Genomic DNA, 14,449 nt, shown 5'->3' with positions numbered 1-14,449 from the left:
CGCAAGGACGAGATCGGCCGCATGGCCGCCGCCGTCCAGGTGTTCAAGGACAACATGGTGCGCAGCCGCGCCATGGAGGAGGAGGTCAAGCGCGCCCAGACCCGCGCCGAGGAGGAGAAGCGGGTGGCGCTCCGCCGCCTCGCCGACGGCTTCGAGGCCAGCGTGAAGGCCATCGTCACCCAGGTGTCCACGGCCGCCAGCCAGATGCAGGCGAACTCCCAGCGCCTGACCGGCATGGCCGAGGACGGCCGCAGCCGCGCCTCCAACGTCGCGGTGGCGGCCGAGCAGGCCTCGGCCAACGTGCAGACGGTGGCGGCCTCGGCCGAGGAGATGACCAGCTCGATCGGCGAGATCTCCCGCCAAGTCAGCCAGTCCAGCGAAGTGGCCCGCCGCGCCGCCCAGCGCGCCGACGACACGACGCGCAGCGTGCAGACGCTCGCCGAGCAGGCGAAGAACATCGGCGACGTGGTGGAGCTGATCAACTCCATCGCCAGCCAGACCAACCTGCTGGCCCTGAACGCCACGATCGAGGCGGCGCGCGCCGGGGAGATGGGCAAGGGCTTCGCCGTCGTGGCGTCGGAGGTGAAGAGCCTCGCCAACCAGACGGCCAAGGCGACGGAGGAGATCGCCGCGCAGATCACCGGCATGCAGGACGCCACGCGCGGCGCCGTCACCGCGATCGGCGAGATCGCCGGGGTGATCGGCCAGATCAACGAGATCTCCACCACCATCGCCGCCGCGGTGGAGGAGCAGGACGCCGCCACCCGCGAGATCGCCCGCAACGTTCAGCAGGCGGCGGTCGGCACCGAGGAGATCTCGCGCAACATCGGCGGCGTCCAGCAGGTGGCCGACGGCACCGGCTCGGCCGCGCGGGAGGCGCTGGACGCGGCCAACGCCCTGTTCCAGGACTCCGAGCGGCTGAGCAAGGAGGTCGACCGCTTCATCCAGCAGGTGCGCGCGGGGTAAGGCGGCGGGGCGGCGTCACGCCGCCCGCACTCAAAAGCGAGCGGCGTCACGCCGCCCGCACCCACACGGCGGTGTCGTGGAACGCGGCACCGCCGGCCGGAGGGATGGGGCTGGACGACGTCAGCACGTTGATGCCCATCCCCTCCACGAAGGCGGCGTTCGGCCAGATGCCTTCCACCACCACCACGCCCCGCTGTAGCCCCGCGAAGGGCTGGGCGTGCACCAGCACCGAGCCCTGGCGGTTGCCCAGCCGCACGGGCGTCCCCTCCGCCACGCCGAGAGCCGCGCAGTCGTCCGGGTGAAGCAGCGCCGTCGGGCGCTTCTCGCGCGCGACGCTGGTCGGCATCTCGGTGAAGCTGGAGTTGAGGAACTGCCGCGCCGGCGCGGTGACGAGGCGGAAGGGGTGCTCACCGTCCGTGCGGCCGCCCGGTTCCATGTGGTCGGGCATCTCCGGCAGGCCGCCGTAGTCGCCGAGCGACGCCCAATCCGGCGCGAAGCGGAAGCGGCCGTCGGGGAAGTCGAAGCCCTTGAGGAAGTGCGAGGTCTCGAAATCCGGCTGGGCGTCGTGCCAGCGGTTGGCGTGCAGCGTCTCGGCGTCCGGCAGGCCGGAGGCCTTCAGCATGGCGTCGATGATCTCCCACGCCGTCATGGCGAAGCCCGGATGCTCGGCGCCGACGCGCCGGGCGATCTCGGCGTTCACCCAGTTGTTCTCGCGCGCCTCGCCGGGCCCCTCCACCACCTTGCGGCCGATCAGGATGTGGCTCTGCCCGCCGCCGCGGTAGATGTCGTCGTGCTCCAGGAACAGCGTGGCCGGCAGCACGAGGTCGGCCAGCTTGGCCGTGTCGTTCAGGAAGGCGTCGTGCACGGCGACGAACAGGTCGTCCCGCATCAGCCCGGCGTGCACGCGGGCGAGGTCGGGGGCGACCGAGGCCGGGTTGTGGTTCTGCACCAGCATGGCGGTGACGGGCGGGCCGCCCTGCAGGTCCTCGCCGGTCAGGACGGCGCCCAGGCGCGACTGGTCGAAGCCGCGGATGGTGGGGTCGCGGACGTCCAGCCCCTCCGCCAGGGTGCGGTCGATGCGGTAGATGCCGCTGGAACAGTACAGCGCCCCGCCGCCCGGGTGCTGCCACGCCCCCGTGACCACCGGCAGGCACGACGCCGCGTGCATCTGCGCCGCCCCGTTGCGCATGCGCGTGAAGCCGTAGCCGAGGCGCAGGTAGCTGCGCTTCATCTGCCCGTACAGCCGCGCGAAGCCGACGATCTCGTCCACGCTCAGCCCGGTGATGCCGGCCGCCCATTCCGGCGTGCGGCTTTCCAGGTGCGCCTCCAGCCGCTCCACGCCGGCCGCGAAGCGGGCGAGGTAGGCGCGGTCGGCGTAGCCTTCCTTGAACAGCACGTGCATCACCGCGCAGGCCAGGGCGCCGTCGGTGCCGGGCTTCAGCATCAGGTGCAGGTCCGACACCTCGGCCGTGCCGGTGCGGTAGGGATCGATGGTGACCAGCTTGGCGCCGCGCGCCTTGCGGGCGCGGGAGACGTGCGTCATCACGTTGACCTGCGTCGCCACCGGGTTGCCGCCCCAGTTGACGATCAGGTCGCTTTCCGCCATCTCGCGCGGGTCGGCCCCGCGGATGTCGCCGTACCCGGCCATCCAGCCCATGTTGGCCGGCGTGTCGCAGATGGTGGAGATCTGCCGCGCGTACCCCTTGGCGTGGCGCAGCCGCTGGATGGAGCCGCGCTGCACCAGCCCCATGGTGCCGGCGTAGAACAGCGGGAACACCGATTCCGGCCCCAGCCGCCGTTCGGCGTCCAGGAACGCGCCGGCCACCCGGTCCAGCGCCTCGTCCCAGGAGATTTCCTTCCACTGGCCGGCACCCTTGGGGCCGGTGCGCAGCAGCGGCACGGTCAGCCGCTCGGGATGGTGCAGCCGCTCGGCATAGCGGGCGACCTTGGCGCAGATGACGCCGGCCGTGTAGCTGTTGTCGGCGGCCCCGCGCACCTTGCCGATGCGGTCCGGGGCCAGGCGCTCCACCTCCAGCGCGCAGGTGCTCGGGCAATCGTGCGGGCAGGCGGACGGGACGTACTCGGCCACGGCGGGTCTCCTGAAAGCGGGGCCGGCAGAGTACGGCGGTCGCGGGCCGCTCGTCCATCCTACCGTTGGGCTGGGGTATTCGCGGCTAGGCGGGCGAGGTCGGCCTGCATCCGCGCCACCGGCGTGGCCCAGTCGCCCGGCGCCGGCTGGCGGTAGAGGCGCAGCGTCGGGTACCACGGGCTGGCCGCGCCGGACAGGCCCCAGCGCCACGCCGGCACGGCGGGCAGCAGCACCCACGCCGGCCGGCCCAGGGCGCCCGCCAAGTGCGCCACGCCGGTGTCGGAGGTGACGAGCAGGTCGAGGCCGGCGAGGATGGCGGCGGTGTCGGCGAAATCGGCGATGGCGGGGCCGAGGTCGGTGAAGCGGTCGGGCAGCGCCGCGCCCTCCAGATCGCGGCGGCCGTCGCCGAGCTGCAGGCCGAAGACGCGGATGCCGTTGGTGTCGAGCAGCGGCCGCAGCGGGGCCAAGCGTGGCGACCGGCCATGGTTCGCCGCGCCGTCCGGCGCCCCGGCCCAGACGAGGCCCACACGCAGGCCGCCGCGCAGGCCGTTCCCCAGACCGCCGCCCAGGCGCGCCGCCCAGGACTCCACCAGGGCCGGGTCGGCGGTCAGGTAGGGGACCGTTTGGCCGAGGTCGGCCGCCGATGCGCCGGCCAGATGCATCAGGCTGTGCAGCGGCACGGCGGTGGCGCCCTCCGGCCGCTCGGCGCCCATGGGGATCGCCCGGTCGATGCCCGCAGCCCCGGCCAGGATGCGCAGCAGCGGCGCCTGCACCTCCACCGTCACGCGGTGGCCGCGTTCGGCGAACCAGCGAGCATAACGGACGAACTGGAAGGTGTCGCCGAAGCCCGAATCGGCGACGAGGTGCAGCGGCTCGCCCGGCCGCACGGTGCGGGCGGGGGAGGGGATGCGCAGCTTGCCCAGCCAGGCGCCGTCGGCGCTCTGGTAGCGCCAGAACTGCCGGGCGCCGGCCGCCTCCTCGCCCAGCAGGCAGCGGCACTCGGCCAGCTTTTCGGACGCCGCCAGCAGGTTCGGATCGACCGCGAGCGCGGTGCGCAGCGGCCCCACGGCCTCGGCGACGCGGCCCAGCCGCTGGCGTGCCCAGCCCAGCGCATGGTGAACGCCCGCCACGTCGGGCTTGAGCGCCAGCGCGCGCACCAGCCACGGTTCGGCCTCCGCCGCGCGGCCGGCGTCGAGCAGCCGCGCCCCCAGGTTGCCCAGCGCGCCGGCATGGTCGGGCTTGGCGGCCAGCGCGCGGGCGTACGCCGTGATCGACCCGTCGTGGTCGCCCAGCGCGCGGCGCGCGTTGCCCAGGTTGAACCACGCCGAGGCGTTGTCGGGCGCACACCTGATGGCCCGAAGATAGGCCGCCGCGGCGCCTGCGGCGTCACCGCCCGCCTCCCGCACCGCGCCCAGGTTGAACAGGAGCCCGGAGTGCGCGGGCGCCATGGCGACGGCGCGGCGGTACAGCCCCTCCGCCTCGCCCCAGGCGCCGGCCCGGTGCCGGTCGAGCGCACGGTCGAGCAGTTGCTGGACGGGGTTGGTCATCATGAAGCTCGATGGGTCGGAGGGCGGGGGCGTAGGTTGGCGCCACGCGCCAGCGCGTCCCAATACCCGTCGCCATGGCGAGGATTGTTGGGCCGCGCTGGCGCTTGGCGCCAACCTACGGCTGATTGTCGTCAGGTGTCGGATGGTGGTCCGGAATGTCGGGGAACTCTTCCTCGATCGGCTCGAACGTCGCAAGGACGGCCAGCAACGAGGGCCGTTGAACTGGTGTGTCGATCGGTTGGCAGTCCGCACCGCGTGCCATGGCGCGTGCGGCCGGCCTTTGGCGGGGCCGGGATGGCTTGACGCGGCGGTTGCGCATATTCACGGCTCCAGTGGGGCCAGACGGTCGACGGTGGCACGATAGCGGATTTGGGTGTCAGCGGCAGTGCCACGATACATCTGCCACAAGAAAAGGGCCGCCGGTTTCCCGGCGGCCCTCGTTCCTTCACGTCCGCAATGGCTCACATCACGCCCAGCGCGCGCGGCAGCCACAGCGACATGGCGGGGATGTAGGTGACGGCCACCAGGAAGATCAGCATCGTCAGCAGCCAGGGCCAGACGGCCACGGTCAGCTCGGTGATGCCCATCTTGGTGATGCCGCTCGCCACGTAGAGGTTGAGGCCCACGGGCGGGTGGCACATGCCGACCTCCATGTTCACCACCATCATGATGCCGAAGTGCACCGGGTCGATGCCCAGCTTCACCGCCACCGGGAATAGGATGGGCGCCATGATCAGCACGATCGACGACGGCTCCATGAAGTTGCCGGCGGCCAGCAGCAGCAGGTTGGTGACCAGGAGGAAGGCGAAGACGCCCAGCCCCTGCGCCACGATCCAGTCGGCGATGGCCTGCGGGATGTTCTCCGACGTCAGCACGAACGAGAACAGCACCGCGTTCGTGATGATGTAGAGCAGCATCGCCGACATGTTGGCCGACGACAGCAGAACCTTCGGCACGCCCCTCAGCGGCATGTCCTTGTAGACGAACACGGCGACGATGAAGGCGTAGACGGCGCTCATGGCCGCGGCCTCGGTCGGCGTGAAGATGCCCGAATAGATGCCGCCGATGACGATGACGATCAGCAGCAGGCCCCAGATCGCCTCGCGCAGCGTGCGGAAGCGCTCGGCCAAACTGGCCTTGGGCAGGCGCGGGTAGCCGTTCTTCCAGGCCCGGTACCACGTGGTGAGGCCCAGGAGGAAGGCCAGCAGCAGGCCCGGCACCACGCCGGCGATGAACAGCTGGCCGACCGACGCCGACTGCTGGCTGCCGCTGGTCGCGACGGCGTACATCACCATGACGATGGACGGCGGGATCAGGATGCCGAGCGCACCCGAGGTGGTGATGACGCCGGCGCCGAACTGGCGCGGGAAGCCCTGCTTGACCATCGCCGGCAGGACGATGGAGCCGATGGCGACCACGGTCGCCGGGCTGGAGCCCGACACGGCCGCGAACAGCGCGCAGCCCACCACGCCGGCCAGACCCAGGCCGCCGTGCCAGTGCCCGACCATGGACGTGGCGAAGTTGATCATGCGGCGGGCGACGCCGCCGTGCGTCAGGAAGTTGCCGGCCAGGATGAAGAACGGGATCGCCATGATCTCGAACTTTTCGATGCCGGTGAACAGCTTCAGCGCCACCGCCTCGATCGGCACCTGGGTCATGGTGAACAGGAACGTCAGCACCGTGAGGCCCAGCGAGATCGAGATCGGCATGCCCGTCAGCATGAGGGCGAGCAGCAGACCGAAGATGATGGCGGCGTTCATCGGTCGTTCTCCTTCGGCTCGTTCATGCCGGTGCGCGGCTTGCCGCCCTCGTGGTGGGCGATGTCGTGCGGGTGCAGGTTGTCGTCCATCTCGTACCAGTTGACGTCCTGCGCCGCGCGCTGCGGATCGGTGTGATCCTCTTCCAGGCCCTCGACGTGGCCGTGGTCGTGATGCGGCAGCTCGCCGGTGCGGACGAACAGCCACGTCACCTGCAAAAAGCGGAAGCACATGAGGTAGGAGCCGACGGGGATCGCCAGATAGATCAGCCACATCGGCCATTCCAGGTCGGCCGAGGTCTGTTCGGTCTGCGCGATGTGCCAGACGAAGTTGGCGCCCAGCGTTCCCACCACGCCGGTGAACAGCGCGCCGGCCAGCAGGCCGAAGATGATGAACTTGCTGCGGTTGCGCGCTTCCAGGCGGTTGATGACGACGTCCACGCCGACGTGGATGCCCGTGCGCACGCCGTAGGCGGCGCCGAACTTCGCCATCCACACGAACATGTAGATGCACAGCTCCTGTGCCCAGGAGAAGTTCCAGTGCAGGATGTAGTCTTGGATCACCGGCACGCCGGAGGCGTAGCGGTGCGCGACGGCGGCGAAGATGATCAGCGTCGCCGCGGCGATGAGGAAGGCGATCAGCACCTCCTCGAGCCGGTCGAGCAGTTTGAGCAGCATGGTGGTCCCCGGCGCAGGCGGAAGGCGTGGGGAAGGCGGCCGTAGGTTGGGTTGAGCCGCGGGCGAGGCCCGACGTGTCCGCGATGCGGACGGTGTCGGGCTTCGCTGGCGCTCAACCCAACCTACGACGCCTTCCGTGGCTTACATCTTGAAGCCGGCGGCTTCGGCTTCCTTGTAGATGGCCTGCATCAGGTCCTTGCCGACGCGCGACTCCACGTCCTTGTGCACCGGCAGCAGGGCCTTGCGCCACGCGTCCAGCTCTTCCTTGGTGGGCTCGTGGAACTGCGTCTTGCCGGACGCCTTCATGGCGGCCAGCGAGTCGTCGTTCTCCTTCTGGGCGATGGCGTTCGCGAACTCGGTGGCGTCCTTCATGGCGCCTTCGAGCTGCGTGCGCACGTCGGCCGGCAGGCCGTCCCAGAACTTCTTGTTCACGATCACCGCATAGCCGAGATAGCCGTGGTTGGTGAGCGTGGCGTGCTTCTGCACCTCGTGCATCTTCTGGGTGTACATGTTGGACGGCGGGTTCTCCGTGCCGTCGACGACGCCGGTCTGCAGCGCCTGGTACACTTCCGAGAAGGCCATGACCTGCGGCAGCGCGCTCAGCGCGCGCATCTGCGCTTCCAGCACCTTGGAGGACTGGATGCGCATCTTCATGCCCTTGGCGTCCTCCGGCTTGATCAGCGGCTTGTTGGCGCTGAGGATCTTGAAGCCGTTGTCCCAGTAGGCGAGGCCGACGATGCCCTTGCTCTCCAGCTTCTGGAACAGCTGCTTGCCGACCGGGCCGGTGGTGACCTTCACCAGCACGTCCTTCGAGGGGAAGATGTACGGCAGGTCGAAGACCTCGAATTCCTTGGCACCCAGCGGGCCGAACTTGGCCAGCGACGGGGCCAGCATCTGCACGGCACCCAGCTGCAGCGCCTCCAGCTCTTCCTTGTCCTTGTAGAGCTGGCTGTTGGGGTAGACCTCGACCTTGACCTTGCCGCCGGTGCGCTGCTCGGCCAGTTCCTTGAACTTCTCGGCACCCTTGCCCTTCGGCGTTTCCGGAGCCACGACGTGGCTGAACTTGATGACGATCTGGTTCTGCGCCAGGGCCGGGCCTGCCATCAGGCAGCCGAGGGCGGCGGCGCACAGAAGTTTCGTCAGCTTCATGGGGGGAGCTCCTCCAGATTGTTATCATTCGACGCAACGGCCATACTTCTTAAAATGCCGTACGCCCGCTATTGTGGAAATCCGCAGGTACAGTAACGATGGTGCCGGATTGTCCCGGCGACCAGCATTCAACGGCACCCGCAGACGCGTATGATCAACCGAAAATTCCACGATCCGGTGTGGCCGTGACGGTGAGTTTGGGGCATCGCGGCGCCGTGCACGCCATGCCGATCGTGGCGATGGCGCTGGTCGTCGTGCTGCTGGGCGTCTTCCTGTGGGTGCTCGACCGCAACGAGCGGGAGGAGGAGGCGCACGCCCTCATCAAGGACATCCTGTGGGTCGAGCAGAACCTGCGCTTCCAGCTGGCCTCCGACGTCGACAAGCTGGAGCACCTGGCCGAGACGCTGGGGCGCGAGGACGGCGACGCGCTGTCGCTGGCGCCGGTGATGCGCCACATCGTCACCACCAACCCGGCCGTCGAGCAGATCCTGTGGCTGGACGCGAACGGGCGGACCGTCGCCGCCATGCCGCCGGCCGGCGGCGACGGTGACGGCATCGGCGACGGCAGTGGCGCCCAGCCGCGCGGCGAGGCGTTCAAGGTGGCGCGCTCGCTGGGCCGCCGGGTGTACGGCGCGCCCTACCGCCTGCCGCAGCGAGGGGCCGGGTTCGACGTGGTGATCCCGGTGTTCGGCGCGCGCGGCTTCGCCGGGGCGCTGGCCGGCGTCTTCTCCATCGACGCGATCCTGGCCAACCACGTGCCCTGGTGGTTCGCCCAGCGCTACCAGCTGGAGGTCGTCAACGCCGACGGCACGGTGCTGGGCGCCAAGTCGCACCTCGCGGTGGCGGAGCCGCGGCGCAGCCACACGCTGGCCTACGACCCGCCGGGGCGCGGGCTGACGCTGGTGGCGACCGTCTACCAAACCGACGCCAACGCCACGCGCAACATCCTGGTGGCGGCCATCTTCGCGCTGACCGCGTCGGCGTTGTGGAGCCTGTGGGCGGTGCGCCGGCACATCCGCGGCCGCGTGACGGCGGAACGGGCGCTGCGCGAGGAGCACGCCTTCCGCAAGGCCATGGAGGATTCGCTGACCGCCGGCATGCGGGCGCGCGACATGGAGGGGCGCATCACCTACGTGAACCCGGCCTTCTGCCGCATGGTCGGCTGGCCGGCGGAGGAGCTGATCGGCCGCGGGCCGCCCATGCCCTATTGGCCGCCGGAGGAGATGGGGCGGTGCGAGGACGTGTTCCGCTCCGTCATGGCCGGGCGCGTGTCGCCGGAGGGGTTCGAGCTGCGCTTCATGCGCCACGACGGGGAGCGGTTCGACGCGCTGGTGTACGAAGCGCCGCTGATCGACGCGGGCGGGCGGCAGACCGGCTGGATGGCCTCCGTCCTCGACATCACGGAACGCAAGCGGGCGGCCGACCTCGCCCGCCAGCAGCAGGAGAAGCTGCAGCAGACCGCCCGCCTGATCACCATGGGCGAGATGGCCTCGACCCTGGCGCACGAGCTGAACCAGCCGCTGTCGGCCATCGCCAGCTATTCCACCGGCTGCCTGAACCGCCTGCACGCCGGCCCGTGCAGCGCCGCCGAACTGGCGCCACCGCTGGAGAAGCTGGCCAACCAGGCGCGCCGCGCCGGGCAGATCATACGCCGCGTGCACGACTTCGTGCGCAAGCGCGAGCCCAACGTGGCGGCGGTGAACCTGACGGCGGTCATCGAGGACAGCGTGGCGCTGATGGCCTCCGACGCGCGCAAGCACGGCGTGCGCATCACCGTGCAGGGCGACGAGCGGGCACCGCCGGTGCTGGCCGACCGCATCCTGGTGCAGCAGGTGCTGCTGAACCTCATGCGCAACGCCATCGAGGCGATGGCCCAGACGCCGCGCGAGGCGCGCGAGCTGGGCGTGGCTGTGGAGGTGCACGAGGATTCGGTGACGACGCGCATCCGCGACCGCGGCTGCGGCATCGCCCCGGAGGTGGCCGAGCGGCTGTTCTCCCCCTTCTTCACCACCAAGACGGAAGGCATGGGCATGGGCCTGAACATCTGCCGCTCCATCGTCGAGCACCACAAGGGCCGCCTGTGGTACGACGTGCATCCGGGCGGCAATGGGAGTGGCGGCACCACCTTCCAGTTCACGCTGCCGACCGCCGGGAAGGGGGAGGCATGACCGGACAGGTGCACATCGTCGACGACGACGAGGCGATCCGCGACGCGCTGCACTGGCTGTTCACCTCGCGCGACGTGCCGGCGGCGGCCTACGCCTCGGCCGAGGGGTTCCTGGAGGCGTGGAGCGAGGCGATGGCCGGCTGCCTGCTGCTGGACATCCGCATGGACGGGATGAGCGGGCTGGAGCTGTTCGACCGCCTGCGCGAGCAGGGCTGCCGCCTGCCGGTGATCTTCCTGACCGGGCACGGCGACGTGCCGGCGGCGGTGTCGGCGCTGAAGAAGGGGGCGCGCGACTTCGTCGAGAAGCCGTTCAACGACAATGACCTCGTCGACCGTGTGATCGAGGCGCTGGCGTACGACGCCGAGCAGCGCGCCCGCGACGCCGGGCAGGCGTCGATCGCCGCGCGGCTGGCGACGCTGACCCAGCGCGAGCGGCAGGTGATGGACCTCGTCATCGCCGGCAAGCTGAACAAGGTGATCGCCGACGACCTGGGCATCAGCATGCGCACGGTGGAGGTCCACCGCGCGCACGTGTTCGAGAAGATGGGCGTGAAGACCGCCGTGGAACTCGCGCGTTTGCTGGCGACGGTATGACGCCTCACGCCGCCACGCGGCGCAGGCGGGCTTCCAGTTCGTCCAGGCCGGTGACGAGGTCGTGGACGGCCTGGTCGGCCCGGGCGCGGGCGAAGGGCCAGGCGTCGTCGCTGGCCTGGTGCGCCGCCTCCACACGGGCCATCAGGCGGTTGCGCCGTCCGCGCAGTTCGTCGAGGGTGCGCTCCATGGCCAGGCGTTCCTCCGCCTCGCGGCGCTCCACGGACGAGCGCAGGCGTTCCAGGCGGTCGCCGGCGTGCAGAATCAGGTCGCGGCAAAAGCTGTCGTAGGCCTGCCGCTTGCGGCCGGTCATCGATGATCCTCCCTTTTCATTCCACCGGGGGCCACTTCCCGCGGTCCTCCCGGTTCGCCGCATAGATGGTCAATCATCCGCCCATGTCCATGGTGCGGTGCAAAATATCCCGGCAATGTCTCCAAATGAAAATTCATCCGGGGGACGCCCGCTTTCGGCGTAAACCACCCGGATTCGCAGTCATGAGATTGCGTGAAGCGTCTCCTCCGTGGCTGGTTGTTTCCAGCCCTTAGATTTCTAAGCCATTTTCGGTCTTTGTTGGCGTCTGTCTGCCGCATTGATTGAAAAACGTCAATCCGACCAAACGTCTATTACGATGACATTTTGTCGCAGTCGGCGTCCGGCCGGCGCCGGCCGCGTCTCCCAAGGGAGGGTGCGCATGTCCGTTTTCGAGGCGGATGGTTTCGACGATCACGAGCAGGTCGTCTTCGCCAGCGACGCCGCCACCGGCCTGAAGGCCATCATCGCCATCCACGACACGCGGCGCGGCCCGGCGCTGGGCGGCTGCCGCTACTGGCGCTACCCCGACGAGCGGGCGGCGCTGACCGACGTGCTGCGGCTGTCGCGCGGCATGACCTTCAAGGCGGCGATGGCCGACCTGCCGCTGGGCGGCGGCAAGACGGTGGTGCTGGCCGACCCGGCGCGGGCCAAGACGCCGGAGCTGATGCAGGCGCTGGGCCGCGCCGTCGACCGGCTGGGCGGCCGCTACATCGTGGCGGAGGACGTCGGCACCTCCCCCGCCGACATGGCCGAGGTGCGCAAGGCGACCCGCCACGTCTCCGGCCTCGACAGCGGCGGCGGCGACCCGTCGCCGGCCACCGCCTATGGCGTGTGGCGGGGCATCCACGCGGCGGTCAACCACCGCCTGCGCCGCAACCGGCTGGAGGGGCTGCGTGTGGCCGTGCAGGGCGTCGGGCACGTCGGCTACCACCTGTGCCGCCACCTGCACGAGGAGGGGGCGCGCCTGTTCGTCACCGACATCCGGGCCGACGGCGTGGAGCGCGCGGCACGGGAGTTCGGCGCCACGCCGGTGGCGCTGGACGACATCTACGACGTGGAGGCGGACGTCTTCGCGCCCTGCGCGCTGGGCGCCGTGATCAACGACCGGACGGTGGAGCGGCTGAAGGTGGCGGTCGTCGCCGGATCGGCCAACAACCAGCTGGCGCAGGACCGGCACGGCGACCGGCTGGCCGAGCGTGGTATCCTGTACGCGCCGGACTACGTGATCAACGCCGGCGGGCTGATCAACGTGCAGCACGAGCGCATGGAGGGCGGGTACGACCGCGCCGCGGCGTACGCGCACATCGGGCGAATCGAGCGGACGCTGGTGGAGCTGTTCGGCCGCGCCGAGCGCGACGGCGTTCCGCCGCACATCGCGGTCGACCGCATGGCCGGGGACCGGCTGCGCGCCGGGGCCTGAGAAGAGAGGGGGAGATTACTCGGCGGCGACGCCGTAGGCGTAGGCCGCCGGGGCTTCCTGGTTCGCGGGCTCGGGCGTGTGGACCTCGTGCTTGCCGCACTGGCCGCAACCGGTGCAGCCGCCGGCCCGGTGCGCTTCCTTGTGCTCGTGCACCATGGAGCGGACGTAGGGGACGCACTTCCCGCACTGGATCTTGTGTTCGAGGCGCTTGAGCACCGCCGCCGTCGTCTGCGCGCCGTCTTCCAGGACACGCTTGATCTGCTTGTCGGTGATCGGATGGCAGATGCACACGTACATGAGGAATGAGCCCCCGGCCTCGTTGCATCTCCTACCTAGTGCAAATGAGAATGACTGTCAATTAGGAAAACCCCCTACTCCGATAAGGGTGTCGGTTTGTCACAGGGGGGATGCCCGTCCGGAGCGGCGCCCCTTGCATTCGCCGGCCGGGGGCTGTAGCCCCTGGACCCCATGGAACCGCTTGGACAAACCATCTATCTGGCGCCCGAAGGCTTCGTCGACGATCTGGTCGCCGAACTGGGCGAGGTGAGCGACGTGCAGGACCGGCTGGTCTTCGCCCCCGGACCGGCGCGGCCGGCCGCCTGGGCGCAGAACGTCTGGTTCGATCCGGTGAAGATCGAGGTCGAGTCGATCAAGGACGCGGCGAAGAAGCTGCGCGGCATCCAGCGGAACTGGGCGCTGTGGTCGATCCGCCATCACCGGCGCGCCAGCCTGATCCAGGAGAACCTGCCGCACGTCTCGGCCAAGCCGGTCCCGTTCCCGTCGCCGCTGCCCGGCGCGCCGCTGGGGTCCTGGACGCTGTGGGACGAGCGCACGGTGATCGCGGCGGCGCGCTGCTCCAGCCCGTTCCGCCACGGCGAGGTGGCCTTCGTCGAGAACAAGACCGCCCCGCCCAACCGCGCCTACCTGAAGCTGTGGGAGGCGCTGACCCTGTCCGGCGCGCATCCCGGCCCGGGCGACCGCTGCATCGACCTGGGCTCCAGCCCCGGCGGCTGGACCTGGGTGCTGCATGAACTGGGCGCCACGGTGGTCAGCGTCGACAAGGCGCCGCTGGACCCCGCCATCACGGCGCTGCCGCGCGTGGAGTTCCGCCAGGAGAGCGCCTTCGGCCTGAAGCCGGAGGACGTCGGCCCGGTGGACTGGCTGTGCTGCGACGTCATCTGCTACCCGCAGCGCCTGCTGCGGCTGGTGGAGGCGTGGCGGGCCAGCGGGCTGGCCAAGCGCTTCATCTGCACGCTGAAGTTCCAGGCCGAGACCGACCACGAGACCGCCCGCGCCTTCGCCGCCATCCCCGGCGGGCGCCTCGTCCACCTCTACCACAACAAGCACGAGCTGACCTGGATCTGGCCGGCGGCGTAGAGCTTTGGTCAAGGTGCCAGAGCGGGAAGGATTGGGGGACACGGATGCACACGGATGCCGGCGGAGCCGGCGCACGGATGGATGCGGATGAAGAGAAGAAAATCCTTGATCCGTGTGTATCCGTGTCTCCCTCCGTGTGCATCCGTGTTCAAAAAAACCTTCTTCTTTCCCAAACCCGCTCACGCCCGCCGGATCGCCATCTCGATGCTGGGGCGCATGATGGAGGCAGCGCGGTAGCCGATCTCGACCACCTCGGCGGCGCGGTCGAACTCCAGGATGCCGACGTGGCCCAGGCGCGGCGCGATCAGCACCTCCGGCGGCTCGCCGGCAAGGCGGGAACGGGTGATGCGGTCCTGCATGATGTCGATGGAGCCGGCCATCACCTCCAGCACGTTG

Annotated in this window: 12 protein-coding genes and 1 pseudogene; 5 read left to right on the top strand and 8 right to left on the bottom strand. The window is 70.0% G+C overall.

The genetic code is table 11. The features are described 5' to 3' along the window. Positions 1–966 (top strand): methyl-accepting chemotaxis protein (locus VED21_RS36535; RefSeq protein ID WP_324891031.1); only part of this gene is annotated, 966 nt, incomplete at its 5' end. Between the two features lie 46 nt (positions 967–1,012). On the opposite strand, the gene VED21_RS36530 is transcribed toward VED21_RS36535, so the two are convergent. The 5 genes from VED21_RS36530 to VED21_RS36510 form a co-directional block, all read right to left on the bottom strand. Next, positions 1,013–3,055: a molybdopterin oxidoreductase family protein gene (locus VED21_RS36530; RefSeq protein WP_324891029.1), complete on the bottom strand. Its 2,043-nt coding sequence runs from the start codon at positions 3,053–3,055 to the stop codon at positions 1,013–1,015. Between the two features lie 59 nt (positions 3,056–3,114). Then, positions 3,115–4,605 carry a tetratricopeptide repeat-containing glycosyltransferase family protein gene (locus VED21_RS36525; protein ID WP_324891027.1) on the bottom strand — a complete coding sequence of 497 codons (1,491 nt, stop codon included), beginning with the start codon at positions 4,603–4,605 and terminating at the stop codon, positions 3,115–3,117. A 458-nt stretch (positions 4,606–5,063) separates the two neighbouring features. Then, positions 5,064–6,362 carry a TRAP transporter large permease subunit gene (locus VED21_RS36520; protein WP_324891025.1) on the bottom strand — a complete coding sequence of 433 codons (1,299 nt, stop codon included), beginning with the start codon at positions 6,360–6,362 and terminating at the stop codon, positions 5,064–5,066. Then, positions 6,359–7,036 (bottom strand): TRAP transporter small permease, encoded by a 678-nt coding sequence (locus tag VED21_RS36515; protein ID WP_324891023.1) that lies wholly within the window; start codon positions 7,034–7,036, stop codon positions 6,359–6,361. The genes VED21_RS36520 and VED21_RS36515 overlap by 4 nt, the downstream gene beginning before the upstream one ends. Positions 7,037–7,177: 141 nt before the next feature. Further along, positions 7,178–8,185 (bottom strand): TRAP transporter substrate-binding protein, encoded by a 1,008-nt coding sequence (locus VED21_RS36510; RefSeq protein ID WP_324891021.1) that lies wholly within the window; start codon positions 8,183–8,185, stop codon positions 7,178–7,180. Positions 8,186–8,370: 185 nt separating this feature from the next. Between VED21_RS36510 and VED21_RS36505 the strand changes: the two genes are divergently transcribed. Together VED21_RS36505 and VED21_RS36500 are read left to right on the top strand one after the other, a co-directional pair. After that, positions 8,371–10,353 (top strand): ATP-binding protein, encoded by a 1,983-nt coding sequence (locus VED21_RS36505; RefSeq protein WP_324891019.1) that lies wholly within the window; start codon positions 8,371–8,373, stop codon positions 10,351–10,353. Further along, the gene (locus tag VED21_RS36500; protein WP_324891017.1) at positions 10,350–10,946 is read left to right on the top strand and encodes a response regulator transcription factor; all 597 of its coding nucleotides are present in this window, start codon (positions 10,350–10,352) and stop codon (positions 10,944–10,946) included. Before VED21_RS36505 ends, VED21_RS36500 begins: the two co-directional genes overlap by 4 nt. A gap of 4 nt (positions 10,947–10,950) precedes the next feature. On the opposite strand, the gene VED21_RS36495 is transcribed toward VED21_RS36500, so the two are convergent. Next, on the bottom strand, positions 10,951–11,256 hold the full coding sequence (locus tag VED21_RS36495) for a hypothetical protein (protein WP_324891015.1): 306 nt from the start codon (positions 11,254–11,256) through the stop codon (positions 10,951–10,953). 379 nt (positions 11,257–11,635) lie between these two features. On the opposite strand from VED21_RS36495, the gene VED21_RS36490 reads away from it, so the two are divergent. Beyond that, positions 11,636–12,676, top strand: coding sequence for a Leu/Phe/Val dehydrogenase (locus VED21_RS36490; RefSeq protein WP_324891013.1), 1,041 nt, complete (start codon positions 11,636–11,638; stop codon positions 12,674–12,676). Positions 12,677–12,691: 15 nt separating this feature from the next. Here VED21_RS36490 and VED21_RS36485 read toward each other — a convergent pair whose 3' ends face one another. Then, a complete protein-coding gene (locus VED21_RS36485; protein ID WP_324891012.1) occupies positions 12,692–12,973 on the bottom strand; it encodes a (2Fe-2S)-binding protein in 282 nt (93 codons plus the stop codon). A 171-nt stretch (positions 12,974–13,144) separates the two neighbouring features. On the opposite strand from VED21_RS36485, the gene VED21_RS36480 reads away from it, so the two are divergent. After that, a complete protein-coding gene (locus VED21_RS36480) occupies positions 13,145–14,053 on the top strand; it encodes an SAM-dependent methyltransferase (protein ID WP_324891009.1) in 909 nt (302 codons plus the stop codon). Positions 14,054–14,232: 179 nt separating this feature from the next. Here the strand turns inward: VED21_RS36480 and VED21_RS36475 are convergent. Next, positions 14,233–14,449: pseudogene (locus VED21_RS36475) on the bottom strand (patatin); the annotation flags it as partial.

It is taken from the genome of Azospirillum sp. (assembly GCF_035627195.1).
Lineage (GTDB): Bacteria > Pseudomonadota > Alphaproteobacteria > Azospirillales > Azospirillaceae > Azospirillum.
This window is presented reverse-complemented; position numbering and strand designations above follow the sequence as displayed.